This is a genomic window from Agromyces atrinae (genome assembly GCF_013407835.1).
GTDB lineage: Bacteria > Actinomycetota > Actinomycetes > Actinomycetales > Microbacteriaceae > Agromyces > Agromyces atrinae.
In genome coordinates this window covers 3,094,774-3,121,578 of the sequence record NZ_JACCBI010000001.1, presented here as the reverse complement: position 1 = coordinate 3,121,578, position 26,805 = coordinate 3,094,774, and the positions used below count along the sequence as shown (strand labels likewise).

Genomic DNA, 26,805 nt, shown 5'->3' with positions numbered 1-26,805 from the left:
CGGCGGGGACGCATGTTGCCGGTTTCGGCCGGTGCGGGGCGCCCCACACCGGCCGAAAGTGGCAACACACGAAGCCCTGCCCCAGTCAGTCGCCCTTGACGTTCACGATCTGGCGCAGCGTGTGCCGGATCGTGACGAGCTCGGCCGCGTCATCCATCACGCGATCGATCGGCTTGTACGCCTGCGGGATCTCGTCGATGAAGGCATCCGTGTCGCGGTACTCGATGCCCGCCATCGCCTCCCGCAACTGCTCGTGCGTGAACGTGCGCCGCGCGGCCGACCGCGAGTACTCGCGCCCCGCGCCGTGCGGCGAGGAGTTGAGCGAGACCGGGTTGCCCCGGCCCTCGACGACGTACGACGCGGTTCCCATCGAGCCCGGGATGAGGCCGAGTCGGCCGGCATCCGCCTGGATCGCACCCTTTCTCGACACCCACACCCGCTTGCCGAAGTGCATCTCGCTCTCGGTGAAGTTGTGATGGCAGTTGATCCGCTCGACCTCGTCGACCGGCTCGCCCACCCACTCGCTCACCTGACGGATGACGCGGTCCATCATCTCCTCGCGGTTGAGGAGGGCGAAGTGCTGGGCCCACCGCAACTCGGCGATGTACCGCGTGAACTCCGGCGTTCCCTCGACGAGGTAGGCGAGGTCGGGGTCGGGCAGCGCGATCCACCACTGCTTCGCGAGCCGCTGCGCGACACCGATGTGGTGCCCCGCGATGCGGTTGCCGACGCCGCGGCTGCCCGAGTGCAGGAACAGCCATACCGCGTCATCCTCGTCGAGCGAGATCTCGATGAAGTGGTTGCCGCTGCCGAGCGTGCCGAGCTGCTCGCGCCAGTTGCCCGCGTAGGTCGCCGGGTCGAAGCCCTTCTGCTCGGCGAGCTCCTCGAGCTCGGCGATGCGCGGCTCGGCCGTCTGCACGACCTTCCGGTTGTAGCGGCCGGCCGAGAGCGGGATGGCGCGCTCGATCTGCTCGCGGACGGCGCGGCGATCGCTCGGCAGGTCGGTCGCGGTGAACGCCGTCTTCACGGCGATCATGCCGCAGCCGATGTCGACGCCGACGGCCGCCGGGATGATTGCCCCGAGCGTCGGGATGACCGAGCCGACCGTCGCGCCCCGACCGAGGTGTGCGTCGGGCATGAGCGCGAGGTGCGGGTAGATGAACGGCATCGTCGATGCGGTGCGGGCCTGCTCGACGGTCTTCTCGTCGAGGATGCTCGCCCACGAGACGAGTCGTGAGGAGAGTTTCTCCATGATCCTTTCCTGTCTGGTGCGGTGATGACCGGCGGCCCGAGGGTCCGGTCTCGCGAAGACAGGAAGAACCCCGAGCCTCGACGGCACGGGGTGACGGATGTCAGTGTGCGGAGTCGAGTGGCGGAAGACGATTGAGCTGTTCACGCTCGATCAGGAACGACGGATCGGTCTGCAGATACATCACGTCGTCCTTCCTTCACTCCGGGGTGCCGCGCGGAAGTGCGCAGCCTGGCCACACTAGGGGCGGTCGCGTCGGGCCGTCAAGTACCGGTGTCGGCGCGAGCACATAGTCTCGACGAGGAGCGGAAGGGGCGGAATGTTCATCCTCGAGAACGGCGATGGGTCGGGCGATCGGGTCATCCTGAGTGCGAGCGACCTCACGAACGCCTCGAAGTGCGAGTTCGCGTTCCTGCGGAAGCTCGATGCGAGGCGTCGCCGCGGCGAGGCCGTTCCCGACCCCGTCGACGACATGCTCGCGCGCACCGCCGCCCTCGGCGACGAGCACGAGGCACGCGTCCTCGACCAGTACCGACGCGAGGCGAACGTCGTCGAGTTCGAGCGCGCGACGCTCACCGACGAGGGGCTGCGCGCGGCGGCCGAGACGACGCGTGAGGCGTTCGAGGCGCGCACGCCCGTCGTGTTCCAGGCGACGTTCTTCGACGGCGGCTTCCTCGGCTACGCCGACTTCATCGTGCTCGGCGACGACGGCCGCTACCTCGTGCAAGACACGAAGCTCGCCCGTCGCGCGCGCGTCACCGCGCTGCTGCAGCTCGCCGCGTACGTCGATCAGCTCGAGAAGCTCGGCATCCCCGTGGCCGACGAGGTCGAGCTGCTGCTCGGCGACGGCAGCGTGAGCCGGCACGCGGTGGATGACATCATGCCCGTCTTCCGCAAGCGGTGGCGTCGCTTGCGGGCGATCGTCGACGAGCGCGACGGCGAGGGTGGTGTGAGCGGCGCGGCGGTCGCGTGGGGTGACGATCGCTACACCGTGTGCGGCCAGTGTGCGACGTGCTCGAGCGAGATCGAAACGCACCGCGACGTGCTGCTCGTCGCCGGAATGCGTGTGCTGCAGCGCGAGCGACTGATCGCCGCCGGCATCCGTTCGATCGACGATCTCGCCGAGCTCGACGGCAGCGTCTCGGTCGCCGGAATCGGCGGCTCGACGCTCGCCGGTCTCGCGGCACAGGCGCGCCTGCAGGTCGAGGCCAGCGCGCTGCCCGCGGGTTCTCCCCCGCCCGTCGAGGTGTTCTCGCCGAGCGCCCTCGCCGTGCTTCCACAGCCCGACCCGGGCGACGTCTTCTTCGATTTCGAGGGCGATCCGCTCTACACCGAGGGCGACGGAATGCGGTGGGGTCTCGATTACCTCTTCGGCCTCATCGAATCCGATGGAACCTTCCGTGCGTGGTGGGCGCACGACTTCGCCGAGGAGCGCGTCGCGCTCGAGCAGTTCCTCGCTTACATCGCCGCGCGCCGGGCCATATTCCCCGGAATGCATATCTACCACTACGCGAGCTACGAACGCACTCACCTGCTGTCGATCGCCGCGCGTCATGGCGTCGGCGAGCACGAGGTCGATGAGCTCCTGCGCGAGCATGCACTCGTCGACCTCTACCCCCTCGTGCGTAAGGCGCTGCGCGTCGGCAGCGCCTCGTACTCGATCAAGAAGCTCGAGCCGCTCTACATGCCCGCCGCTCGCGCGGGCGAGGTGACGAACGCCGGCGACTCGATCACGGAGTACGTGCTCGCACGGTCGCTCACCGCGAGCGGCGACGCGGTCGGCGGCCAGCGCGTGCTCGACGAGATCGCCGACTACAACCGCTACGACTGCGAGTCGACGCTCGGCCTCCGCGACTGGTTGCTCGAGCAGGCGTCGTCGCGCGGAGTCGCTCTACGTGGGGCGCCCGACGACGATCCGCGTGACCCTGTCGAGCCGTCGCCGCTCGCCCGCGAACTCGCGCGCTACGCGGGCGACCCGCTCGACCCGGAGCGCACCGACGACCAGACGGCCGCAGCCCTCGCCGCCGCCGCGATCGACTACCACCAGCGCGAGCACAAGTCGTTCTGGTGGGGTCACTTCTCGCGACTCGTCGAACCCCTCGACGAGTGGACCGACACCCGTGACGTCTTCCGCGTCGAGTCGGCCCGGGTCATGCGCGATTGGTACCGCGAGGGCCGGCAGCGCACCGATCGCCGCGAGCTCCTCCTGACGGGTGAGTGGGCTCCCGGGTCGAAGCCTGCTCCGTCCGACCGCACCGGGCCGTTCCTCGTCTACGAGTTCCCCGGGCCGTACGCCGATCTCCGCGCTGACGCGGGCTCGCGATCGGCACGGGCCATCCGCATCGTGAGTGTCGGCGATGACGGCTCGGTCATCGTCGAAGAGACTCTGCCTTCCGATGCCGCGCCGCACCGGCTCGTTCCGAGTGCCATCACGCCGTCACCGCCTCCCCCGCCGGGCGAGCAGAAGCCCGCCATCGAGGCCTGGGCGCGCGCGATCGTCGACGGCTGGGTGGGCGAGGAGTTGCTTCTGCCCGATTCCGAGGGGCGACCCGCGCCGCGCTCGTGGCCCGCCGACCCGATGGTCGATCTGCTGCGGCGCCGACCGCCGCGCGGCACCGGTCTCGTGCCCGCTGTCGACGGCGACGTGCAGGCTGCTGTCGTCGAGAGCCTGCGCGGCCTCGACGGTTCGTACCTCGCCGTGCAAGGGCCTCCCGGCACCGGCAAGACCTATCTCGGATCGCATGTCATCGCGCGTCTCGTCACCGAATTCGGCTGGCGCATCGGCGTCGTCGCGCAGTCGCACGCCGTCGTCGAGAACCTGCTCTCCGCCGTCGTCTCCGCGGGTCTTCCCGCACGCCTCGTCGGCAAGGTGCCGAAAGACGCGGCAGCCGTCGAGACGCCGTTCACCCCGCTGCCGCGCAACGGTCACTTGGCCTTCGCGGCCGAGAATCCGTCGGGTTTCGTCATCGGCGGCACCGCGTGGGACTTCGCGAACCCCGCTCGCGTGCGACGGCGTTCGCTCGACCTGCTCGTGATCGATGAGGCGGGGCAGTTCTCGCTCGCGTCGACGATCGCCGCGAGCGTTTCGGCCCGCAATCTGCTCCTCCTCGGCGATCCGCAGCAGCTTCCGCAGGTCAGCCAGGGCACGCACCCCGAGCCCGTCGACACCTCGGCTCTCGGCTGGATCGCGCACGGCCACGACGTGCTGCCGCCCGAGCTCGGCTACTTCCTCGCCGAGAGCCGTCGCATGCACCCCGCCGTCGCGCAGGCCGTGTCGAAGCTGTCGTACGAGGGGCAGCTGCACTCGCACGCCACAGCGTCGGGTCGCTCACTCGACGGTGTCGCCGCGGGCGTGTACGCCGTGCCCGTCGAGCACGCCGGCAACGCGACCGAGTCGCCCGAGGAGGCGCACGCCGTGCTCGGGCTCGTCGAGTCGCTGCTCGGCCGAGAGTGGGTGAGCGCCGAAGGCGAAGCGCCGCGCCCGCTCGAAGCGAGCGACATCATCGTCGTCACGCCGTACAACGCGCAGCTCGCACTCGTGCGCGACGTCGTCGACTCGGCCGGCCACGACGGAGTACGCGTCGGCACGGTCGACAAGTTCCAGGGCCAGGAAGCGGCGATCGCGATCGTCTCGCTCGCGGCATCCTCGTCGTCCGACGTGCCCCGCGGCATGGAGTTCCTGCTCATGAAGAACCGCCTCAACGTCGCCGTCTCCCGCGCCAAGTGGGCGGCCTACCTCGTCTACTCGCCCGCTCTCACCGAGTACCTCCCGGCCACACCGCGCGGCGTCGCCGAACTGAGCGCCTTCATCCACCTCGTCGAGCGCGACTGACTCCGTCGCGCTCGACGCGTGTGCAGGATCAGTCGCAGGCGATCCCGTCGCCATCGCGGTCGAGGTCGTACTCGTCGTAGCCGACGACCCGCAGCGGGCCCGATACATACGACGGACCATTGCCGCTGCCGCCGGCGCAATCGACATCAGAGTCGATGGGCACGCAGACGTCGGCGTAGCTCGAGTGGCAGCCGGAGTCGGCGGGCGCGGCTTCGACAGGGGGCGGCGGGGGCGGCGGTACCCGCGAACCGTGAGCGATGACCTCGGCGACCGGCTGGACGGTGACCGTCGTCGTGACGATCTCCCGGGAGATCTCGGCACCGGCGCGGGTCGTGATCTTGTAGCGGTGCGTCTGCGATCCCGCAGCTCCGGCCGTGTGCACGAAGACGACTCCGACGTCGGAGTTCGGATCCTCGATCGTCGATGACGTGAACGGCAGGGCCTCGACGACGTCTTCGTAGGTGACCACATCGCGCGGCGTCGGACTCGGCTTCGGCGTCTTCGACGGCGTCGGCTTGGCTGAGCTCGTCGCCCGGGGTGACGAACTCGACCCGGCATCCACGAAGCCGACCACACCCGACGCCGCGTCGACGGGTGGCGGCGAGGGGATCACAGCCCCGACCGAGAAGACCACGACGCCGCCGGCGAGAGCCAACAGGGCGACCTTCTGAGTGACGGTTCCGATCAGCGGCATGCGCCCGCTGCGCGACAGGGCGATCGCGGAGAGAACCACAGCGGCTCCGCCGCCGAGAACGAGAAGTGACTTCCAGCTTCCCGACGCAGCAAGGATCACCGCGACGAGACCGATGACGGCGAGCACGATCGGTCGCAGGCCGGGGCGGAGCGGCCGAGCAGCCGGTGGCGCCTCGGCGGCGGTGCCGAGCGGGATCGATGCCGCTGACGGCTGACCGCTCGGCGGCTCCGGGAACGCACCGCTCGGAAGCCATTCAGAGCCGGTCCACCAGCGCCAGGCCAGAGGAACGTCGGGATCGGTGTACCAACCGGGTGGTGGCGTCGCCATGGAGTACTCCATTGTTCGGGTATGCCGATGAGATGGGCTCCCGACCGGCATCCACACGCTATGAGAGCGCTCTACCGGCCACCAGCCCGACTTCGGGGGTCGCAGACCCCGCACCGGAGTGCCGTCCGCGCGCACGAGTGCCGTTCGAGAGGCACTCCGCCACGCGAACGGCACTCCACCGGCGCGGGCCCACATGCGCACGCCGCGGTCAGGTGGGAGGCGTATGCTCGATTCGCCTCGTACCAGTGCACGAAATCATCCCGCCGATGCCGCCGGGCCTCACGATTTCGGCACGGAGTCCGCGCTCCACGCACGATCGCTGCTGTCAAGCCCCCTCGCGCGCTTGCCCCGCACCCCCGAGCGGCACACAATGAATCATCCCCTTCTCTCACCCCAGGAGCACCCGCTGAGCACAACCCCGTTCACCGCCCCCATCACCCCCGAGCTCGTCGTCGTCTCGGGAGGTCGCGCTCGGTTCGATCGCGACGACGTCGTTCTGCATGGAGGCGAGTACGCACTGCGTAGCGGGCATCTCATGCCGCAGGAGTCGATGGTCGCCGACCTGCTGGCGATTCGCGCGGTGCTCGATGCGGCGGAGATCGGTTACATCCTGGTTCGCTCGATGGACGACCGCCCGGTGCTCGCGGTCGATCGCGCAGATCGTAAGCGCCTCGCCGCGGCGTTCGCCGAAGCGTTCGCCGATGAGCCCTTCTACTCCGTGCCGATCGAGCCGACGAAGGCTCGTGCGACCGCTCCCGTGCTCCTCGCCGACGGCGAGCTCTCGGCTCACCGCAAGGCCACCGTCTTCCGTCTCTACCGTCCGCGACTCGAGCCGCTCGGGCGTCTGCGCTACGGCAAGCGCACGGGTGTGCAGCTCGAACTGTGGCGTTTCGGCGAGGAGAACATCACGACTCCGCTGCCGAATGCGCTCATGCGCACGACGCTGCCGCGGCACGAGGCCGTCGAAGACGAGATCGAGCTCTTCGGCACGACGTGGCGCACCCTCGTGCACATGTTCGAGCCGCACGCGAGCGACGTCGACTTCGACATCGACCTCGTCTTCTCGTGGGTCGACGGCTCGAGCGACGACTTCGTGCGCGAGCGCGCGAAGCGCATGCAGAGCTACGTCGTCGGCGACGGCGACGACTCCGAGGCGCGCTACCGCCAGATCGACGAGCTCAAGTACGCGCTGCGCAGCGTGTACCTCTTCGCCCCGTGGATCCGTCGCGTCTTCATCGCGACCGACTCGCCCGCACCGCACTGGCTCGCCGACCACCCGCGCGTCACGATCGTGAGGAGCGAGGAGTTCTTCGCCGACACGAGCACGCTGCCGACCCACAACTCGCACGCCGTCGAGAGCCAGCTGCACAACATCGAGGGCCTCAGCGAGCACTTCCTCTACTCGAACGACGACATGTTCTTCGGTCGTCCGGTGCGCCCCGAGCTGTTCTTCTCACCGGGCGGCATCACGCGCTTCATCGAGTCGCACACGCGCATCGGCCTCGGCGACTCGCACCCGGGCCGCAGCGGATTCGAGAACGCCGCTCGCGTCAACCGTGCACTGCTGCGCGAGCGCTTCGGCAAGGTGACGACGCGCAACCTCGAGCACTGCGCGACGCCGCTCCGCCGGTCGGTCATGAAGAAGCTCGAAGCCGAGTTCCCCGAGGAGTTCCGCCGCACGGCGGCGAGCCCGTTCCGCTCGGCGACCGACATCTCGGTGACGAACTCGCTGTACCACTACTACGGCCTCATGACCGGCTCGGCCGTCACCCAGACGGATGCCCGCGTGCAGTACGTCGAGACGACCCTGCGCCGCGCGCTCCCCGCGATGGACAAGCTCCTCAGCCGCCGCGACTACGACATGTTCTGTTTGAACGACGGCTCGGTTCCCGAGATCTCGGTCGAGCGGCGCACCGCCGCGGTCACCGACTTCCTCGAGCAGTACTTCCCCTTCCCCGCTCCGTGGGAGAAGGGGGCGGATGTCGGTGTCGACGCTCCCTCGACGGGCGAGGCGCAACCGGCCTCCTGAGTTCCGAGCCGGCCGCGAGCGAATGTCTCGGGAGGCGCGGTTCACGTCACGGGCGTGAGAAACGACCCGACGTACACCGCACCGACGCCGTAGGTCTCGTCGAGCCGCTGCTGCAGCTCACCACCCTCGTCGTAGACCACGCCCACGGTGACGTAGCCGTCACCCTGACCAGACATCGGCGGAGAGACGTCGACGGTGATCTCCTGCTGGATTCGCGCCAACTCAGCAGGCTCGAGCGGCCCCGCCGGGTACTCGACCACGTCGGCCGACGTGTACTCGGCGGGCGCCCCCGGCTGCTCGGTGAGCGAAATCCGCTCGCCGTCGAACGTACCCACCAGGGTGACCTCAGCCCAGCGCACGACTCCGCCCTCGGCGAGCGAGACTTCAGCGTCATCGACCTCGTCCCAGTGGAGGCCTGCAACTTCGACGCCACTGCCGCATTGAGGCGGGTAGGACTGCATAACGAACCAGCAGATCCGTGCCCCTGCAGGTCGATCGTCGAGCCCCGTCGCCGTTCGCGGATCGTCGATCAGGGTGCCGCTGACGGTGAAGAGCTGTTCGGCGGGAGCCGGGTCCGTCGGAGCAGGAGGTTGAGGAGACGGCCCGGCCGAGCACCCCGCAAGCACGAGTGACGCGGCGGCGACGGCGATGACGAGAGCTCGCTTCATCCCCTCATCGTCGCGGAGCCAGCGCACGCACTCAAGCCCCGCTTCGAGGCTCGCGCCCGACGATCGCCGGGCCGCGCCTCAGACGCTCGCGCCGGTGAGCGGTGCGAGCAGAGGCGTTTCGGGCACGCGAGGCCGGCGCGCGGCATCCGTGATGGTGAATCCGGCGTTCGCGAGGCGGCGGGCGCTCTCGGACGGGTCGATGTACTCGAGCGCGGGGAACTCGCCGAGCGGCACGACCGAGTGCAGCACCGTCGACGGGTACACGTGGATGAGGTTGAAGGCGCGGGCTCCGTCGCGACCACGCGTGCCTCCGACCGGCACGTTGAGGTCTTGCGTGTAGCACGTGGCGCTAGCGACCGACACGGGCACGCCCGCGAACGTCGCGGTCGACGAGTAGTGCAGGTGACCGGCGATGATCGAGCGGATGTCGCTGCCTTCGACGACCTCGGCGAGGCCGGCCTGGTCGCGCAGTTCGACGCTCACCGCGAGGTCGAGCACGCTCGGCACGGGTGGGTGGTGCATCGCGAGGATCGTGCCGTGCTCGGCATCCGTCGACAGCTCTTCGGCGAGCCAGTCGAGCTGGTCGCTCGAGATCTCGCCGTAGTGGTGGCCGGGAACGGTCGAGTCGAGGGTGATGACGCGGAGACCGGCGACGTCGTAGACGCGATCGACGGAGCGATCCGACGGAACGACCTCACCGAAGAGCTCGGTGCGGAACGACCGGCGGTCGTCGTGATTGCCCATGACCCAGATGACCTGCGCGCCGAGGTTCTCGGCGACGGGTTCGACGATGCGGCGGATTCGCGCGTAGGCGTCGGCCTCACCCTTGTCGGCGAGATCGCCCGTGAAGACGATCGCGTCGGGGCGAGCGCCCGAGGCCTCGAACTCATCGAAAAGCGTGCGCAGGTGGGTCTCGCTCGAGACCCGGTCGTAGAGTCCGCGGCCGCCGGCGAGCAGGTGGGTGTCACTGATGTGGAGCAGGAAGTGGCCGGGTCGCGGGTACTCGGCCGTGCGGCTGTTCACGATTCATCCCATCGTCATGGATGACGCGCTTCGTTGGGCGTCGCGGTGAATCTATCGCAGCACGCGTGTCTGAACGGTCGGTGAATACGGCGCTTCGCCAATGGATATCGAGCCGTGATCCACCCCTCCCCGAACGGGTGACACGGCGCCGGGGATCAGTAGTTGTACGACGGATTGGTCGCGGCGACGCCGAGGAGCACCGCGAAGATGCTTCCGCCGATGATGACGAAGAGGATGACGACGAAGAGCCAGCTGACGAGTGCGACGGCGTTCACGACGATGCCCGTGATGGAGAAGGCCTTGGCGGCCGGCTCTTTCTTCAGGCCGACGATCGAGAAGATGAGGCCGGCGATCGGCATCAGGAACGTGAATCCGAAGAAGAGCGACACGATGCCGAGCACGAAGCCCGTGATGCTGAGGCCCTTGGGCTCGACGGGCGGGGCCGGCTGAGCGTAGTAGTAGGGCTGTGGGTTGGTCATGGCGAGGCTCCCCCGTCTCGCGCGGGCCGGCGCACCGCGATCGATCGTTACGCTAGCAGCCGCTCCCAGCAAACCCACAGCCCCGAGGCGTTGTCTCACGGAACAGGCCGCCGCGCCGGGGCGTTCTCTCTCCTGTAGCCGCGAAACCCCCTCGAGAGGTTTCGGGCTCGGGCGTCGAAGCCGTCGGCGTCCGGAAGGAGGATCATCGTGGAGAAGCTCTACCGCACGACCCCCGAGGCGCTCAGCCGCCTCACCCCTCTGCAGCGCAAGGTCACGCAAGACGACGCGACCGAACCGGCGTTCCGTAACGCCTACTGGGACAACAAGGAGCCCGGCCTCTACGTCGACGTCGTCTCGGGCCAGCCGCTCTTCGCCTCGGTGCACAAGTACGACAGCCGCTCGGGCTGGCCGAGCTTCACGCGCCCCGTCGACGACGCGGCCGTGACGGAAAAGGTCGATCGCACCCTCTGGATGAAGCGCGTCGAGGTACGGTCGGCGGGAGCCGACAGCCACCTGGGTCACGTCTTCGACGACGGGCCGACGGATACCGGAGGCCTCCGCTACTGCATCAATTCCGCCGCCCTGCGGTTCGTACCCCTCGCCGACCTCGAAGATGCGGGTTACGGCGACTATCGTTCATTGTTCGAGAAGGAGACATCATGACGAATCAGACCGAGACCGCCATCCTCGCGGGCGGATGCTTCTGGGGCATGCAGGACCTGATCCGCAAGCGCCCGGGAGTGTTGTCGACCCGCGTGGGCTACACGGGCGGCGACGTGCCGAACGCGACGTACCGCAACCACGGCTCGCACGCCGAGGCGATCGAGATCGTCTTCGACCCGAGCCAGACGAGATACCGCGACGTGCTGGAGTTCTTCTTCCAGGTGCACGACCCGTCGACGAAGAACCGTCAGGGGAACGACATCGGCACGAGCTACCGCTCGGCGATCTTCCCGCAGTCGCCCGAGCAGGAGTCGATCGCACGCGACACCATCGCCGACGTCGACGCGTCGGGCATCTGGCCCGGCCCGGTCGCCACCGAGATCGAGCCCGCCGGTCCGTTCTGGGAGGCCGAGCCCGAGCACCAGGACTACCTCGAGAAGTACCCGAACGGCTACACGTGCCACTTCGTGCGTCCCGGCTGGGTGCTGCCGAAGCGCGCGGCGGCAACCGCCTAGTCTCACCCACGAACGCCCGGTCGATCCGTCGGCCGGGCGTTCGTCGTGCGGCGGGCACGGTGACGGATGACACCCGATCGCGTGTCGTGACATGCAAACGCTTACAGTTATGATCGTGCGCATGCCCCTGTTGCGCGATGACGTCGTCGAGCCACCGCCGCGCGTCGACGACCGCGGTCTCCGCCGCCGCGCGCTCCTCACCAACATCGTCGTGCGCACCGTGCCCGTCACGCTGCTCGGAGTCCTGGTCGGGCTGCTCCTCTTCGCCGTCGCTTCGCGATAGACGGGCATGAGCCGAGTGCCAGCCGCCCCGGCTAGCGTGGGATGAGCCGCGCACGAGCCGGCGGAGATGGGGAGATCATGACCGAGCGATTCACCTGGGACACCGCGAACGACGTCCACGCGCGTTCACTCGCACGCCTCGAGAGCGAGCAGATCATCTGGATCACGACGATCGGGCGCAACGGATTTCCGCACGCCGTGCCCGTCTGGTTCCTGTGGCACGACGGCGCCGTCGTGATCTTCTCCGAGCCGGCGACCGCGAAGGTCAAGAACCTGCGCGAGAACGAGCACGCGCTCGCCCACCTCGAGGCCGGCGACGACCACGAGCAGCTGACGGTGCTGCAGGGTGTGGCCCGCATCTCAGAGCGCTCGGCGAGCGAGTGGCTCGCCGAGATCGGCGACCGGTACGGCGCGAAGTACGAGCACGGTCTCGCCGAACTGAAGCTCACCGCCGAGACCATGTCGGAGAAGTACTCGAGCGTCATCGTGCTCGAGCCGACGCACCTCATCGCCTGGTGACTCCCCTGGTGAGTCGCCCGTGACCCGGCCGGTCGTGCTCGGTCGCACGGTCGACGACGAGACGCGGTGCGCCCACTACGCGACACCGCTCGACGTCGTCGCGATCAAGTTCGTGTGCTGCGACACGTACTACCCGTGCTTCGAGTGCCACGACGAGAGCGCCGGCCATGCCGTCATCGTGCGGCCGCGCGATCGCCGCGACGAGCCGGGCATCCTCTGCGGAGCGTGCGGTTCAGAGCTCAGCACCGACGTCTACCAGCGCGCCCTCGCCGACGACGCGGCCTGCCCGCGGTGCGGCGCGGGCTGGAATCCCGCGTGCTCCCTGCACGCGCACCTCTACTTCGCTGACTGACCCGACTGGCTAGACTCGCCACGAGTGACACGGGGTGCCGCACTGCGCGGCTGAGATCACACCCGTCGAACCTGATCTAGTTCGGACTAGCGAAGGGATGTCGCGTGCGCGCACGTCTATCGATCGACCCTGCCCACCATGCCGATGCACAGACGGATGCATCGCCGACAGCACCACCACCCGCCCGAGAACCCCGACGGGCGCTCGCCGCGGCGACGCTCGGCACGATGCTCGAGTGGTACGACTTCTTCCTCTACGGACTCGCCGCGGCGCTCGTCTTCCCGACGCTGTTCTTCCCCGGCGACGATCCGGTCGCGGGCATGCTCCTGTCGTTCGCAGTCTTCGCAACGGGCTTCATCGCGCGCCCGATCGGCGGACTGATCTGCGCCTACGTCGGCGATCGGTACGGTCGACAGCGCACCCTCGTGGCGACGCTCATCGTCATGGGTGGCGCGACAGCCCTCATCGGTCTGCTGCCGACGCACGATCAGGTCGGCCCCGTCGCCCCGGTCCTCCTCGTCATCCTCCGCCTCGCCCAGGGTGCGGCGACGGGCGGCGAGTGGAGCGGCGCGGTGATCCTGACGCTCGAGCATTCGCCCGACCGCCGCGGCTTCCGCGGCGCGTTCATCTCGAGTTCGGTCTACATCGGCCTGCTGCTCGGCAACCTCGCCTTCGTCGTACTCGCGGCGACGCTCGACGATGATGCGCTCCTCTCGTGGGGGTGGCGACTGCCGTTCCTCGCGAGCATCGCCCTCGTCGCCGTCGGGCTCTACCTCCGACGTCGGGTGAGCGAGTCGCCCGAGTTCCTCGCGGTGCGCGACCGCGACGAACGCGCACGGCAACCACTCACGACCGTGCTGCGTCGGCCGCGCAACGTCATCGCGGTCTTCCTCGTGCGCGTCGGCCAGAACACGAGCTTTTACGTCATCTCGGTGTTCTGCCTGAGCTACGCGGTCACGACGGTCGGTCTCGACTCGGGAGTCACGCTCACCGCACTCCTCGTCGGGTCGACGGTCGCCGCGGTGCTCTGCCCGGTGTGGGGTGCGATCGGCGACCGCATCGGTGCAATCCGGCTCGTCGTCGGCGGCCTCCTCGCTCTCGGTCTGCTCGCGGCCCCGCTCTTCCTCGTGCTCGACTCGGGCGACGCGGCGCTCATCGTCGGAGTCGTCGTGCTCGCGATCGGCGTCGCCAACACGGCCGCCGACGGCATCCAGCCGAGCTGGTTCGCCTCGCTCTTCCCGGCGCGCGTGCGCTACTCGGGCATCACGATCGGTCGCGAGGCCGGCGCGATCGTCGGCGGCGGACTCGCACCTCTTGCCGCGACGGCGCTGCTCGCGGCGACCGGGCACTGGTGGCCCATCGCCGCGCTCATGATCGTCGGGGCGGGGGCGGGCATCGTCGGTGCATTCCTCGCACGACCCGTCGGCGAGACCGCCGCCGATGAAACGCGCACCGGCGAGACGCCCGTCAGAGAGTCGAGGCCGGCCACCACCGCGGCATGAGTGCGCCGATGCGTTCGCTCGCGACATCCGTCTCGGTCTCGTCGCCGAGCGCCCACGCCTCGAGCGCGCCGACGAGCCCGCCCGCGATGAAGGCCGCCGCTTCCTCGCGGTCGGCGGATGACGCGGGCGCACCGGTCACGCCGAGTTCGTGCCACACCTCGAGCGCGAGTCGGGCGCGGTGGCGGAGGCGCTCGTCGAGAGCGAGCCGGAAGACGCCGCGGCTCGTCGAGGTGAACAGCGCCCGATAGCCCGCCCGCTCGGCGACGACGAGTTCGAGCAGGTCGACGAGCGACGCGGCGTAGCGGGAGGCGACACCCTCGACCGACTCGGCCGAGAGCTCGACGTCGACCGTGCTGGCCGCGTCGAGCTGTCGGCTGAACGTCGCGAGGGCGAACGCGTGCACTCCGCCCGCGTGGGCGTAGAACGTCGTGCGGTGCACGCCGGCTTCTCGGCAGAGCTCGGCGACCGAGATGGTGTCGAGCGGATGCCGCTCGAGGAGCGTCGCGAGGGCGGCCTCGAGAGCGTCGCGCGTACGGCGCACCCGCGGGTCGTCGCGACGCAGGATCCCGTCGGGCGCGGGGCGAGCGGCATCCGTCACCATCGGTCTCCTAGCTGTCGTAGTGCGAGAGTCCCGCGGTCTCGCCTCCGTCGGCGACGAACTCGGCGCCGGTCGAGAAGCTCGATTCGTCGCTCGCGAGGAAGAGGATGAGGTTCGACAGCTCGATCGGCTCACCCACGCGGTGCAGGGCGACGTGGTTCTGCGGGGTCTCGAGGCTATCGGTCATCGGGGTGCGGATGACACCCGGGTGCACGGAGTTGACGCGGATGTTGTACTTGCCGAGGTCGAGGGCCGCGTTCTTCGAGAGTCCGCGCACGCCGAACTTGGCCGCGTTGTAGCCGGGCAGCGCCTCATAGCCCTGGAGTCCCGCGGTCGACGAGATGTTGATGATCGAGCCGGCGCCCGACTCCTTGAGCGCGGGAACGGCCGACTTGATGCCGTAGAAGACGCCCGTGAGGTTGATCGCGATGATCTGGTCCCACGCCTCGAGCGTGTAGTCCTCGATCGGGGCGAAGTTCGCGATGCCCGCGTTGTTCACGACGATGTCGAGGCGACCGAAGGCGTCGACAGCCGTGGCGACCGCGGCCTCCCACTGCGCGTAGTCGGTCACGTCGAGGTGCACGTAACGCACGGCGTCGCCGAGTTCGGCGGCGAGCGCTTCACCGTCGGCGTCGAGGATGTCGCCGATGACGACCTTCGCGCCTTCCTCGACGAGGAGGCGTGCGTGCGAGGCGCCCATTCCGCGGGCTCCTCCGCTGATGAGAGCAACTTTTCCGCTGACTCGTGCCATGATTTCGACCCTTCCGTAGACGATTCCCGAAGGGGATGCGCTTCGGGGACGCGGAGGTCGGCATCTGATGAGGTGTCGACCCCGTCGTCGTTCTAAATCTACACCTGTCGATTAGTTCCGTGGGGGCTTTCTGAGGCGTTGCTCAGCTACCCGGAGCGACCGCCGCGCACGCGAGTAGCCTGGAGGACGTGCGCATCCCCCGCCGCCTTCCCACGATCGACCGCATCCAGGCCGCGCAGCGCGTGCCCCTCGTGCAGGTCGCCAAGACCGCCGTCGCGACCGTCGGCGCGTGGCTCGTCGCGGGCTGGCTGATCCCGGGCCCTCTCCCCGTCTTCGCGGCCATCGCCGCGCTCCTCGTCGTGCAGCCGAGCGTCAACCAGTCGTTCGGCAAGGCACTCGAGCGCAGCTTCGGCGTGACGATCGGCGTCATCATCGCGTCGATCATCGCGATCGTGTTCGGCGACTTCGCGTGGGTCATCCTCGTGACGATCGTCATCGCGATCTTCGCCGCGTGGGCGCTCAAGATGACGGCGACGACGAGCAACCAGGTCGCGATCAGCGCGATGCTCGTGCTCGCGCTCGGCGCCTCGTCACCCGAGTACGCCGTCGACCGCGTGCTCGAGACGCTCATCGGCGCCGCGATCGGCCTCATCATCAACGCCGCGATCGTTCCGCCCGTGCTCGTGAAGCCCGCCCGGCGCGACGTCGGGCTCCTCGGCGAAGAGATCGCGGCGTGCCTCGACCGGCTCGCCGACGCGCTCGTCACACCGCAGTCCGCGGCCGACCTCAACGCCCTCCTCATCGAGGCCCGGCTGCTACGGCCGATGGCGGATGCCGCGGGCCGATCGATCGACGAGGGCTACGACTCGCTCACGTTCAACCCGCGCCGGTCGGCGCACCGCTCCGAGCTCGACTCGTACCGCGCGTTGCTCGCCCGCTTCTACCCGATGCTCACGCAGATCGCCGGCATGACCCGAGCGGTCACCGACCACTGGAACGACTCGCTCATCGTCGAGCCCCAGGTGCACGCGATCGGCGAGCAGTTGCGGCGCGCGGCGCACGATACGCGCCTCCTCATCCGCCCGGCGGTCGACGAGCCCGAGCCGATGACGTCCGAGATCCCCGCGCTCACCTCGCCGCTCGTCGTGAGCGCACCGAAGGGCGGCAACTGGGTCGTCATCGGCGCGCTCATCGAAGACCTCCGCCGCATCCACGAGAACCTCACCGACGATCCGGCCATGTGACGACGGTTCACTCGGGTGACGCTCGCACCGTCATCCGCTCGCCGCCCTCGCACGCGCGGCTGGCAGACTGAGCGGATGACCGGCACCACCGCCATCCGTCGCCTCGGCGCACTCGCCGTGCTGCTCGCGCTCGGCCTCGCCGCATGCTCGACGCCGACCGAGCCCGCACCGGCGCCGATCGCGACGCCGACCGCCGATACCGACGGACCGAATGCGCCGTTCGTCGACGCGGGCGCGACAGGGGTGAACGTCGCCCCCGGCGACGACTGGACCCTGCCCGCGAGCGCACGCCCCGCCGCGAACTCGGGCTTCTTCTCCGAAGAGGCCGACCCCGACGAACGGGTGTTCACGCGCTCGATCGACCTGAGCTGGCGGCAGATCCAGCCGCAGCCGGGCGCCCTCGATCGCACGTCGACCGGAGCGGCTCAGGGCCTCGAGTTCGAGAGCCTCGACGACCAGCTCGCCGATCCCAGCCCCTACTGGGTGCGCCTGTTCGCGAGCGGTGAGACGTGGGCTCCCGAGTGGGTCGCCGACGACTGCGGCGTCGATTCGTACGGCCCCGACTACGACGGCGAGCGCCACCTGCCGATCTGGAACGACTGCGTCTGGGGCCACCTGCTCGACACCTACCGCGCCCTGCTCGTCGACTCCGGTCTGCTCGACGATCCGCGGCTGAGACTCGTCTTCGTCCCGGGCGCCTTCACGTGGGCCGAGTTCGACTACGACATCGTGAACGACGCGGTCGAGGCCGGCGACCTCACCGAGAGCGAGTACCTCGCGTGGTACTCGCACTCGTGGAGCGACCTCGCCGAGCTCGCGGGCGACCGGGCCGGGCTCCTCGTCTTCACGGGAGAGGACTACCCGTTCGGACCCTTCGGCGCGGCCGACGACCTGCTCGCGCAGGGCGCCGTCGATGCGGGGCTCGGCATCCGCAACGGCGTCACCGAGCTCTCGAACTTCCATCTGAGCGAGGCGCCCGCCTACGGCTCGTCGATCACGGATGACGGACACCTCGTCGTCGACGAGAGCCTGCCGATCCACGACGGATCGCGCATCGTCGCGGCCGAGAACGAGTGCTACACCGACTGCGGGTACGACACCGACGACCCGTACTACGCCGTGCGGCAGTCGAACCTCAAGGTGCTGCAGCTGCGCGTGAACTGGCTCTACGTCGTGCCCGAGCCCTCGTACATGACCGAGTACCCCGAGCACTGGGACTGGGTGCGCCTCTCGATCGGTCAGACCGCGGCGACGTCGCCCGACGCGTGGGCCGCACTGCGCGACGCGTCCGACGAGTTCTGGCGCGACACCCCTCCCCCGTCTCTCGCGAGCGATGCCTGGCCGACGCGGCCGTTCGTGCGCAACCTCGAGCGCTGGCTCGTGCAGGTCGACCGGCCCGGATCGGTCGCGCACCGGAGCGACGCCGACGTGCACGAAGCTCCGATCGAGCCCGACAACGGCACCGCCTACGAGGGACTGTCGACGGATGTCACGGGCGGCGACACCGGCTTCGTCTTCAGCGTCGACCCGGCGTGGGCGGCAGCGGCCGGTGACGAGTCGCTCGTCGTGAAGGTCACGTATCTCGACGAGGGTCAGGGCGCGTTCCACATCGACACGGCCGCGGGGCCGTCGGCGAGCGTCGAGCGCTCGGGCTCGGGCTCGGGCTCGGGCTCGGGCTCGGGCTCGGGCGAGTGGATGACGGCGACGATCGCTCTGCCCGTCGGCGCTCTCGGGTCTGACCTCAAGGCCGCGGAGTTCCGGCTCTCACTCGCCGAGGGCGCCTCCGACCTCGATGTGCGTTTCGTCCGCGTCATCCGTCTCGCCGACTGACATCCCTAGCCCCACCTGCCCGCCCGTCGGTGAGTGGTCAGTAGATGGCACTAACCCGACCCCATAAGCCGTACTGCTGCCCTCTCACGGCCAGTGGGAGGCGATGATTCAGGCGCCGGGCTGGGCGAGGTCGTCGTCGGCGGGGGTGCGACCGTCGTGACGGCGGGCGCCGAGGTCGAGCACCGCGACGAGGAGGGCGATGGCGACCATGCCCGCGACGGCGAGCATGCCGAAGCCGTAGGCGTGGTGGTACACCGTGAGGTTGTCGCCGCCCTTCTCGTTGTAGAGCGTCGAGTAGAAGAGCGAGAGCGCGATGGCCGTGCCGATCGCGGTGCCGATGCGCTGGCCGAGTTGGCCCACGGAGCCCGCGACGCCGCCGTCGCGCACGGGGATGTCGGCGAGCGTGAGCGTCTGGTTCGGCGAGATGACGATGCCGCCGCCGAACCCGGCGAACACCATCGCGGCGGCCATGGCCCACGGGGTCAGTTCGGGCGGAGTCAGCACGGCCGCGGCGACGAGCAGCCCGGCGCCCGCGAGCACGATCACGAGGCCGACGACGACGAGCGAGCGGCCGTACTTCGCCACGAGGATGCCGCCGCGCCACGAGGCCACGGCGCTCACGAGGGCGAACCCGATGCCCACCATGCCGGCGAACACGGGCTCGAGCCCGAGGCCCTGCTGTAGGTACAGGGTCGTCAGCAGGAACGTCGACGGCAGGGCCGCGAAGTAGACGGCGGCGAGCACGGTGCCGTTGCGGAACGACGAGATGCGGAACAGTTCGAGGGGCACGAGCGCTTGACGACCGGATGCCGCGTAGCGCCTCTCCCACAGGATGAAGCCCGCGACGCCGATGACGAACACGCCGAGGAGCCACCAGCGCGTGGGGTCGTCGGTCGGGGCGCCCGTCGTGAAGAGGAACGGCCACATGAGCGCGAGCACCGTCACACCGAAGATGAGCACGCCGACGCCGTCGAGGCTGACCTTCGCGGTCGAGCGCGTGCTCGTCTGCGGGAGCAGCCAGATGGCGAGGGCCAGGGCGATGAGCCCGAGCGGGATGTTGATCCAGAAGATGCCCCGCCACCCGTCATCCGGCCCGCCGATCGCGATGAGGAGACCGCCGAGGGTCGGGCCGAAGGCCGTCGAGATGCCGATCATCGCGCCGAAGAGACCGAACGCCTTGCCGCGCTCGGCACCCTGGAACAGCTGCTGGATGAGGCCGATGACCTGCGGCATCTGGATGCCGGCGGCGATGCCCTGCACGAGGCGGGCGATCAAGAGGAACGTGCCGCTCGGCGCGAGAGCACACGCGATGCTCGCGAGGGTGAAGAGGCTGAGGCCGACGATGAAGAACGTCTTGCGCGAGCGCTGGTCGCCGAGGCGGCCCGCCGGGACGAGGGTGAGCCCGAAGGTGAGCACGTAGCCCGACACGATGAGCTGGAGCTCGGTCGAACTCGCGCCGAACGCGGCCTCGATCGAGGGGAGCGCGACGTTGACCTTCGAGAGGTCGAGGATCGTGAGCGAGGCGACGGCGACGCAGACCCAGTACGCGCGCCACTTCTTCTGCGACGTGAGGGGAATGCTGCGTGTCGCCGGGGGCGGTGTGGTCGCGTCACTCATCGACGTCAGCATATGCCCGAACACCGACGCCGACCCCCGTCCGGGTTACGCTGGACGGGCAGCGCGCGACGAGGGGAGCACAGCATGGCAACGTCGAGAGGGTCCGACACGGCCCGCCAGATCACGGTCGCGGTCAGCGCCGTCCTCGCGATCATCGGATCGTTCATCGGTTCCGGTGCGGCAGGCGGTGAAGCCGTGCAGAACGCCTCGAACGGCGCACTCGCGGCCGATGCCACACTCATCGCCCCCGGCGGACCCGCGTTCTCGATCTGGTCGGTCATCTACCTGGGGCTCGTCGCGTACGCGGTCTGGCAGTTCTTCCCCGCGCAGCGGAGCGCGGAGCGACACCGGGCGCTCGGCTACTGGGTCGCGGCCTCGCTGCTGCTGAACGCGGCGTGGATCCTCAGCATCCAGGCCGATCTCCTGTGGCTCAGCGTGCCCATCATCGCCGTGCTGCTCTTCGTGCTCGTGCGCGCGTTCATGATCGCGCGCGCCAACCCGCCCTCGGGCATCGTCGACACGGTCATCACCGACGGCACGATCGGCCTCTACCTCGGGTGGGTCACCATCGCGACCGCCGCCAACATCACGGCCGTGCTCGTCGCCGCGGGCTTCGACGGCTTCGGCATCGCTCCCGAGGTGTGGTCGGTCATCGTCATCGCGGTCGCCGGACTCGTGGGCGTGCTGCTCGCGATCCGCTTCGGCGGGCGCATCGCCCCCACGCTGTCGCTCTGCTGGGGTCTCGCCTGGGTCGCGGTCGCCCGACTGACCGATGCGCCCGAGTCGATCGCGACCGCCGTCGCGGCCATCGTCGCCGTCGCCGCGATCGTCATCGTGACCATCGCCGCTCGCGTCGTCGCGGAGAAGCGCTCGGCGTGAGCCTCTACTCGGCCGGGCTCTCGGGGCTCGACTTCTCGAAGTAGCTGTCGAGCCGCCAGATGCCGTCGTAGTCCGCCGCTGCACCGTAGACGGCGACCACGGTTCCGAAGCCCTCATAGTCCTCTTCGACGGTGATCTCCGGCCACGGTCCGGTGCCGACGGCGATGATCGTCGCCCTGAACCCGGGGTCGGAGATGGCCCCGCCCGTCTGTTCGAGCAGGTCGTCGCACGTCTCGATCCAGCCGCCGCGGAACGCATCGCTCGACGCATCGAAGAGCGCGTCGCATTCGGCACCGTAGAGCGCCGAGTTGAAGCGGTCGTAGGCGTCGGCGACGAGGAGCGCGTCACCCGTGAGCTCGACCTCGCTCGCGTATCCGATGCGGGAGGAGGGCTGGACGGGATCCCCGGGCGACGTGATCGGCTCGCCCGTCGCGCTCGGCGCCGGATCGGCCGTCGCACTGGAGATCGGAGCGTCGCTCGGCAGCCCCAGCCCGTCGGCGACGACGGTGCCGCGCTCGACCACGGTCATGGCGACGACGACCGCGCCCACCATTCCGCCGCCGATGACGAGGACCGCGGCGACTCCGCCGACGACCCACGGCCAGACCCGTCGACGACGCGGTGCGGGCGGGGTGAGTCTCGTTGCGGCGTCGGGAGCCGGGTACACCGGCGTGGCGGGCGCGAGCGCGGGAGCGGGCGCGACGGGTTCGGAGATCGGAGCCCACCCCGACTCCGCCGGGGTCGTGGATGTCTCGGCGGCAACAGTCGCCTCGGCGGCCACGGTCGCCTCGGCGGGGCCGACGGATGTCTCGTCGGGCGCCACCTCGGGCGCGACAGGCTGCTCGGGAGCGACGTGCTCGGTCCAGGCATCCCCGTTCCAGTAGCGGACCGCCCCGTGTCCGTCGTCGTACCAGCCCGCGGCAATCCCGCTCATCACGCCCCCTGAGATCTCGGCGCCTGCTGCAACACCGTCGGTTCATTGTGCCGCACCGTCGAGCGGCCGATTCCGCGGTGGTGGCGGATGTCGGTGGCCGGTCGTACCCTCTCGGCATGGACATCATCCTCATTCCCGGCTTCTGGCTCGATGCGTCCTCGTGGAGCGCCGTCACTCCCCCTCTCGTCGCCGCCGGTCACCGTGTTCACCCGCTGACGCTTCCCGGGCTCGAATCGGTGGATGCCGATCGCTCGGGCATCACCCTGCGCGATCACATCGATGCGGTCGTCGCACTCATCGATACGTTCGACGAGCCCGTCGTACTCGTCGGCCACAGCGGCGGCGGCGCGATCGCGCACGGTGCCGTCGACGCTCGCCCCGACAGCGTCGCGCGGGTCGTCTACGTCGACAGCGGACCGCTCGCCGATGGCGGAGTCATCAACGACGAACTGCCCGTCGTCGACGGCGAGATCCCGCTGCCCGAGTGGTCGATCTTCCCCGATGAAGATCTCGTCGATCTCACCGACGAGCTGCGAGCCGAGCTGCGAGCCGCGTCGATCCCGCAGCCTGCCCGCGTCGCCTCCGACGCGCAGGCCCTCTCCGACGAGCGACGATTCGACGTTCCGGTCACGGTGATCGCGTGCGAGTTCCCGAGTTCCCTGCTCACCGAATGGATGGCGGGCGGACACCCGTACGTCGCCGAGCTCGCGCGCATCAGCGACGTCGAGTTGCTCGACCTGCCGACGGGCCACTGGCCGCAGTTCACCCGGCCGGCCGAGCTCGGCGACCTCATCCTGAGCATCGTCAGCCGCGACTGAGCACCGCTCACGGTCAGCGCGCGTACGCTGTGCGCATGGTCCGCCCCCGAACACGCAGCAGCCTGTGGGCAATGCTCGCCGGCATCGCCGCCGTCGCCTTCGCTGCGGGCGTCGGTGAGCTGGCTGCGGCGATCGTCGCACCGGGGTCGAGTCCGTTCGTCGTCGTCGGTTCCGCGCTCATCGATCTCGCCCCCGCCTGGGCGAAAGAGACCGCGATCGCCCTGTTCGGCACGGCCGACAAGATCGCCCTGCTCGTCGGAATCGGGCTCGTCCTGCTTCTCATCGCCGGGCTCGCCGGTGTGCTCGAGGTACGTCGCCCTCCCCTCGGCCGCGTCGTCATCGCCGTCATCGGTCTCGCGGGTGTCGCCGCGGCGATGACGCGGGCGAACGCCGGCACGCTGTCGCTCGTGCCCTCCGGGCTCGCGGCGATCGCCGGAATCACGGCGCTCCTGCTGCTCGTGCGGCGTCTTCCCGTCGAGCTTGCCCCGGAGCCGAGCGCGCCCGCGCGGGTCGAGGAGCCCGCGCTTCCGGCAGTGCCCGCGTCCGCGCCTGCGCAGGCCGCTCCCGCACCCGCAGCGAATGCCCCTGCCCCCACCTCTCCCGCCGCAGCGGGCCAACTCGACCGCCGCCGCTTCCTCGGGTGGGCCGGAGCCGCTACCGCGATCGGCGTGCTCGCCGCGCTCGGCGGGTCGGCCATGCAGGCCGGAGCCCGCGCCGCGACGGCGGTGCGCGATGCCCTGAAGCTCCCCGCTCCGCGATCGCGCGCCGTCGTTCCCGCCGGTGCCGACTTCGGCATCGACGGTGTCGCTCCCGTCATCACACCGAACGCCGACTTCTACCGCATCGACACGGCGCTCGCCGTTCCCGCGATCGACCCCGCCGACTGGAGCCTCCGCATCCACGGACTCGTCGAGCGCGAGGTCACGATCACGTGGGACGAGCTACTCGCCCTCCCCCTCGACGAGAGCATCACGACGCTCACGTGCGTGTCGAACGAGGTCGGCGGCAGTCTCATCGGCAACGCGGTGTGGCTCGGCTATCCGATCCGCGAACTGCTCGCTCGGGCAGCGCCGACGGCGGGAGCCGACATGGTGCTCTCGACGAGCATCGACGGATTCACGGCGAGCACGCCGATCGAAGCCCTCACCGACGATCGCAACTCCATCCTCGCGGTCGGCATGAACGGCGAGCCGCTGCCCGCCGAGCACGGCTTCCCCGTGCGGATGGTCGTTCCCGGTCTCTACGGCTACGTCTCGGCCACGAAGTGGGTCGTCGACCTCGAGGTCACCCGGTTCAGCGACACAACCGCGTACTGGACCGATCGCGGCTGGGGCGAGCTCGGCCCGGTGAAGATCTCGTCGCGCATCGACGTGCCGCGACGCGGTCAACCCGTCACCGCGGGCACCGTGACCGTCGCGGGCGTCGCGTGGCACCAGCACGTCGGCATCGCGGCGGTCGACGTACAGGTCGACGACGGCGAGTGGCAGCCCGCCGAGCTCGCGAACCCGATCTCGGCCGACACGTGGGTGCAGTGGCGCTTCGACTGGGCCGCCGACGCCGGCGAGCATCGCCTCCGGGTGCGGGCGACGGGCACCGATGGCGAGGTGCAGACCTCGAAGCGAGCGGCGGTCGTTCCCGACGGGGCGACCGGACTCGACGAGCGCTCGATCACCGTCGGATGACGCGAGCTCGCGACATCCGGCCATCACCCAGCGATACCCGCCTAGGGTATTCGTATGAGCACTGAGACCTCCTTCGACCGCATCACGATGTTCGGCGCCGACTGGTGCGGCGACTGCCGCCGCTCGAAGGCGCTGCTCGACGCCCGCGGCGTCGACTACGACTACATCGACCTCATCGAGGTCGAAGACGGAGCCGACCGTGCCAAGGCGATCAGCGGCCGCACGAACATCCCCGTCGTCGTGTTCCCCGATGGCACGCACTTCACCGAGCCCTCGAACGCCGAACTCACGGCGAAGCTCGACGCCGTCGGCGCCTGATCCGCGCCACCTGCTTCCCGCCGACCGGCGTCGCCTAGGCTGACCAGATGCTGGTCACGTCCGTACTGACGACGCTCGTCATCGTGTTCGCCGTCGTGCCCGCGATCGCACTCCTCGCGGGTGCGATCGCCGCCCGCCGGGCCTCGCACCAGCGCGTGCGCTCGCTCGTCGTGCAGTACCTGCCCGAGCGCGGAGCGACCGTGCTGCACGACGCACTCCTCGCCGACCGCCGTGCCGCCGCGATCCCCGCGGTGATCATCTCGCTCGCGGTGTCGCGCCGCATCCGCATCCTCGCCGAGCCGTCGAAGTCATCACCCGTCGCCGTCGAGGTCGAACCGGGCGCGACCTTCTCGGCCGCCGAGCTCGCCGTGCTCGAGGCGCTCTTCGGCCCGGATCACACTCCGAGCCGGGTGCGCCGCTTCTCAAGCGACCGCCGTGCGCTCGGCCGTCGCGTGCGTCACGTGCTCGACATCACCGACGACATCCTCGTCGACGACGGTTTCCTGGCGCGGCGTCCGACGGCGTGGCCCGTGCGACTCGTGGGCACCTTGGGCGTGCTCGGCATCATCGCGTGCGTGGTGTTCGCCATCATCAGTTGGGGCTCCTGGCTGGCTTTCGGCCTCTCGCTGGCATCCCTCGCGCTCGTCGTCGCGGCGCTCATCGTCAATCCGAAGCCGTGGCGGCGGTTCACCGAGGCCGCGAAACCCCACCGCGAGCACCTCGACGGTCTGCGTCAGTACATGACCCTCGCCGAGGCCGACCGTCTGAAGATGCTGCAGAGCCCGAGCGGAGCCGAACGGATCGCGCCGTCGACGGCGTCGACCACGTCGACCGGGTCGACCGCGGGGGATGCCGCCCTCGAACGCCTCGTGCTCACCGAGCGTTTACTGCCCTATGCCCTCATCTTCGGGCTGAGCGCCGAGTGGATGGCCGAACTGCGCGTGCGCCACGACGAGCTCGCCTCGCTCGATCTCGACATCCCTCTCGCCGCGCTCGACATCGCGGGCGATCTGATCGTGCTCACCGCCGCGGTGTCGAACCTCGCCGACCTCGCGGGCGCGCTCGGCGACCTCGTGGATGTCGGCGGAGGAGTCATCGAGGTCGTCGGCGACGCGCTCGGCGGCATCGGCGACCTGCTGCCCTGATCTCTTCCCCCGAGCCCGCTCCCTGTTCGCAATTCAGGTGCGCACACGGCGCGTCGCTCTCGCCATAGGGCGCGGGGCACCTCGACACGGTCGCCGACCTGAATTGCGAACAGGGTGGAGGGTCGCTGCGCAGCCCGACAGCGTCGAGATCAGGTGCGCTGGCGATCGACCTGCAGCCACAGCAGGTCGACCATGCGCACCTGACGCATGCGCTCGTCACGCTCGGCCTCGTAGTCGGGGTCACGGCGCGAGGCCGCGACCTCACGGTCGAGGGTCGATTCGATCTCGACGGCGACGTCGGCCCACGCCGCCGCGCGAGCGCGCTCGATGAGTTCGTCAAGCGCCTCGTCATCGCTGCACTTCTCTTCGAGTCGGCTCGCGACGAGGCGGCCGATCTCCTCACGCAGCTCGAGGTTCGTCGCGTCACCCGATCGGTAGTCGTGCTGGTGCGTGCCGCGACCGTGGAGCATCATCGCGGCTTCGCGCTCGGCGACGAGCCGGTCGGACGCACGACGTGATTCGTCGGCGAGCGCACGCAGCACCTCGCGCGCGTCCTCGCGGTGGGCATCGGGCGAGAAGTCGCCTCCCGCACCCAGGGTCGCGACGATGATGCGGTTCTTGAGCCTCATGACCCCGGCGTACTCGGCGAGCATCACACCCTCCGCGGCCGACTCGAGCGGGTCGATCTCCGGCTGTTTCAGGGCGCGGAGGAAGGCGGGGATACGCGGCGGACGCGACGCAGCGCGTCGGCGAAACCATGCCATCCGTGCTCCTTCATCGACCCCTGTACGAGCCTAACCGAGTGCTCGCGGGCGTTGCCCAGTCTCAGCCGAGATGCCTCAGAGGAATCGCATA

General features: G+C 69.6%; 25 protein-coding genes and 1 riboswitch. Of the genes, 15 read left to right on the top strand and 10 right to left on the bottom strand.

Annotation, left to right across the window (positions count from 1 at the left end; translation table 11 throughout):
* Window positions 1–85 precede the first annotated feature (85 nt).
* The gene (locus BJ972_RS14460; protein WP_129176236.1) at window positions 86–1,252 is read right to left on the bottom strand and encodes an RtcB family protein; all 1,167 of its coding nucleotides are present in this window, start codon (window positions 1,250–1,252) and stop codon (window positions 86–88) included.
* Window positions 1,253–1,568: 316 nt separating this feature from the next.
* Between BJ972_RS14460 and BJ972_RS14455 the strand changes: the two genes are divergently transcribed.
* A complete protein-coding gene (locus tag BJ972_RS14455; protein ID WP_129176238.1) occupies window positions 1,569–5,081 on the top strand; it encodes a TM0106 family RecB-like putative nuclease in 3,513 nt (1,170 codons plus the stop codon).
* Between the two features lie 28 nt (window positions 5,082–5,109).
* On the opposite strand, the gene BJ972_RS14450 is transcribed toward BJ972_RS14455, so the two are convergent.
* Window positions 5,110–6,102 (bottom strand): G5 domain-containing protein, encoded by a 993-nt coding sequence (locus BJ972_RS14450; protein WP_241830864.1) that lies wholly within the window; start codon window positions 6,100–6,102, stop codon window positions 5,110–5,112.
* 370 nt (window positions 6,103–6,472) lie between these two features.
* On the opposite strand from BJ972_RS14450, the gene BJ972_RS14445 reads away from it, so the two are divergent.
* Window positions 6,473–8,131 carry a stealth family protein gene (locus tag BJ972_RS14445; RefSeq protein WP_129176239.1) on the top strand — a complete coding sequence of 553 codons (1,659 nt, stop codon included), beginning with the start codon at window positions 6,473–6,475 and terminating at the stop codon, window positions 8,129–8,131.
* A gap of 41 nt (window positions 8,132–8,172) precedes the next feature.
* On the opposite strand, the gene BJ972_RS14440 is transcribed toward BJ972_RS14445, so the two are convergent.
* The 3 genes from BJ972_RS14440 to BJ972_RS14430 all read right to left on the bottom strand — a co-directional run bounded on the left by BJ972_RS14440 (window position 8,173) and on the right by BJ972_RS14430 (window position 10,301).
* The gene (locus BJ972_RS14440; protein WP_129176240.1) at window positions 8,173–8,799 is read right to left on the bottom strand and encodes a hypothetical protein; all 627 of its coding nucleotides are present in this window, start codon (window positions 8,797–8,799) and stop codon (window positions 8,173–8,175) included.
* A 78-nt stretch (window positions 8,800–8,877) separates the two neighbouring features.
* Entirely contained in the window at window positions 8,878–9,822 is a 945-nt protein-coding gene (locus tag BJ972_RS14435) for a phosphodiesterase (protein ID WP_129176242.1), read from the bottom strand.
* Window positions 9,823–9,977: 155 nt separating this feature from the next.
* A complete protein-coding gene (locus tag BJ972_RS14430) occupies window positions 9,978–10,301 on the bottom strand; it encodes a DUF4190 domain-containing protein (RefSeq protein WP_129176244.1) in 324 nt (107 codons plus the stop codon).
* A gap of 207 nt (window positions 10,302–10,508) precedes the next feature.
* On the opposite strand from BJ972_RS14430, the gene msrB reads away from it, so the two are divergent.
* The 6 genes from msrB to BJ972_RS14400 all read left to right on the top strand — a co-directional run bounded on the left by msrB (window position 10,509) and on the right by BJ972_RS14400 (window position 14,134).
* Window positions 10,509–10,964, top strand: coding sequence for a peptide-methionine (R)-S-oxide reductase MsrB (gene msrB, locus BJ972_RS14425; protein WP_129176246.1), 456 nt, complete (start codon window positions 10,509–10,511; stop codon window positions 10,962–10,964).
* Window positions 10,961–11,479, top strand: coding sequence for a peptide-methionine (S)-S-oxide reductase MsrA (msrA, locus tag BJ972_RS14420; RefSeq protein ID WP_129176248.1), 519 nt, complete (start codon window positions 10,961–10,963; stop codon window positions 11,477–11,479). Before msrB ends, msrA begins: the two co-directional genes overlap by 4 nt.
* 121 nt (window positions 11,480–11,600) lie before the next feature.
* The gene (locus tag BJ972_RS14415) at window positions 11,601–11,762 is read left to right on the top strand and encodes a hypothetical protein (protein WP_164989967.1); all 162 of its coding nucleotides are present in this window, start codon (window positions 11,601–11,603) and stop codon (window positions 11,760–11,762) included.
* 77 nt (window positions 11,763–11,839) lie between these two features.
* Window positions 11,840–12,280 (top strand): pyridoxamine 5'-phosphate oxidase family protein, encoded by a 441-nt coding sequence (locus tag BJ972_RS14410; RefSeq protein WP_164989968.1) that lies wholly within the window; start codon window positions 11,840–11,842, stop codon window positions 12,278–12,280.
* A 19-nt stretch (window positions 12,281–12,299) separates the two neighbouring features.
* On the top strand, window positions 12,300–12,632 hold the full coding sequence (locus BJ972_RS14405; RefSeq protein WP_241830865.1) for a CHY zinc finger protein: 333 nt from the start codon (window positions 12,300–12,302) through the stop codon (window positions 12,630–12,632).
* Window positions 12,633–12,652: 20 nt separating this feature from the next.
* Window positions 12,653–12,747, top strand: a riboswitch (TPP riboswitch).
* On the top strand, window positions 12,737–14,134 hold the full coding sequence (locus tag BJ972_RS14400) for an MFS transporter (protein ID WP_129176252.1): 1,398 nt from the start codon (window positions 12,737–12,739) through the stop codon (window positions 14,132–14,134). Its footprint overlaps the riboswitch before it by 11 nt.
* Here BJ972_RS14400 and BJ972_RS14395 read toward each other — a convergent pair.
* Both BJ972_RS14395 and BJ972_RS14390 read right to left on the bottom strand, forming a co-directional pair.
* Window positions 14,100–14,732: a TetR/AcrR family transcriptional regulator gene (locus BJ972_RS14395; protein WP_129176254.1), complete on the bottom strand. Its 633-nt coding sequence runs from the start codon at window positions 14,730–14,732 to the stop codon at window positions 14,100–14,102. The two genes, BJ972_RS14400 and BJ972_RS14395, sit on opposite strands and share 35 nt — an antisense overlap.
* A 10-nt stretch (window positions 14,733–14,742) precedes the next feature.
* On the bottom strand, window positions 14,743–15,483 hold the full coding sequence (locus BJ972_RS14390; RefSeq protein ID WP_206736538.1) for a glucose 1-dehydrogenase: 741 nt from the start codon (window positions 15,481–15,483) through the stop codon (window positions 14,743–14,745).
* A gap of 188 nt (window positions 15,484–15,671) precedes the next feature.
* Here BJ972_RS14390 and BJ972_RS14385 point away from each other — a divergent pair, with 188 nt between their 5' ends.
* On the top strand, window positions 15,672–16,727 hold the full coding sequence (locus BJ972_RS14385) for an FUSC family protein (protein WP_241830866.1): 1,056 nt from the start codon (window positions 15,672–15,674) through the stop codon (window positions 16,725–16,727).
* Between the two features lie 75 nt (window positions 16,728–16,802).
* Window positions 16,803–18,557, top strand: a complete 1,755-nt coding sequence (locus tag BJ972_RS14380; protein ID WP_129176257.1) for a hypothetical protein — start codon at window positions 16,803–16,805, stop codon at window positions 18,555–18,557.
* Between the two features lie 108 nt (window positions 18,558–18,665).
* Here BJ972_RS14380 and BJ972_RS14375 read toward each other — a convergent pair whose 3' ends face one another.
* Window positions 18,666–20,174 (bottom strand): MFS transporter, encoded by a 1,509-nt coding sequence (locus tag BJ972_RS14375; protein ID WP_129176259.1) that lies wholly within the window; start codon window positions 20,172–20,174, stop codon window positions 18,666–18,668.
* 84 nt (window positions 20,175–20,258) lie between these two features.
* Between BJ972_RS14375 and BJ972_RS14370 the strand changes: the two genes are divergently transcribed.
* Complete coding sequence (locus BJ972_RS14370) at window positions 20,259–21,053, top strand: TspO/MBR family protein (RefSeq protein ID WP_129176261.1); 795 nt, start codon at window positions 20,259–20,261, stop codon at window positions 21,051–21,053.
* A gap of 4 nt (window positions 21,054–21,057) precedes the next feature.
* Here BJ972_RS14370 and BJ972_RS16995 read toward each other — a convergent pair whose 3' ends face one another.
* Window positions 21,058–21,987: a DUF2510 domain-containing protein gene (locus BJ972_RS16995; protein ID WP_206736539.1), complete on the bottom strand. Its 930-nt coding sequence runs from the start codon at window positions 21,985–21,987 to the stop codon at window positions 21,058–21,060.
* Between the two features lie 116 nt (window positions 21,988–22,103).
* Here BJ972_RS16995 and BJ972_RS14360 point away from each other — a divergent pair, with 116 nt between their 5' ends.
* The 4 genes from BJ972_RS14360 to BJ972_RS14345 are packed head-to-tail and all read left to right on the top strand — an operon-like array spanning window position 22,104 to window position 25,950.
* Window positions 22,104–22,805, top strand: coding sequence for an alpha/beta fold hydrolase (locus BJ972_RS14360; protein WP_129176263.1), 702 nt, complete (start codon window positions 22,104–22,106; stop codon window positions 22,803–22,805).
* 35 nt (window positions 22,806–22,840) lie between these two features.
* Window positions 22,841–24,487 (top strand): molybdopterin-dependent oxidoreductase, encoded by a 1,647-nt coding sequence (locus BJ972_RS14355; protein ID WP_179419956.1) that lies wholly within the window; start codon window positions 22,841–22,843, stop codon window positions 24,485–24,487.
* 54 nt (window positions 24,488–24,541) lie between these two features.
* Window positions 24,542–24,805, top strand: a complete 264-nt coding sequence (locus BJ972_RS14350) for a glutaredoxin family protein (protein WP_129176265.1) — start codon at window positions 24,542–24,544, stop codon at window positions 24,803–24,805.
* Between the two features lie 47 nt (window positions 24,806–24,852).
* Window positions 24,853–25,950 (top strand): DUF2207 domain-containing protein, encoded by a 1,098-nt coding sequence (locus BJ972_RS14345; protein WP_129176266.1) that lies wholly within the window; start codon window positions 24,853–24,855, stop codon window positions 25,948–25,950.
* A gap of 149 nt (window positions 25,951–26,099) precedes the next feature.
* Here BJ972_RS14345 and BJ972_RS14340 read toward each other — a convergent pair whose 3' ends face one another.
* On the bottom strand, window positions 26,100–26,714 hold the full coding sequence (locus BJ972_RS14340) for a hypothetical protein (protein ID WP_129176268.1): 615 nt from the start codon (window positions 26,712–26,714) through the stop codon (window positions 26,100–26,102).
* Window positions 26,715–26,805: the final 91 nt, after the last annotated feature.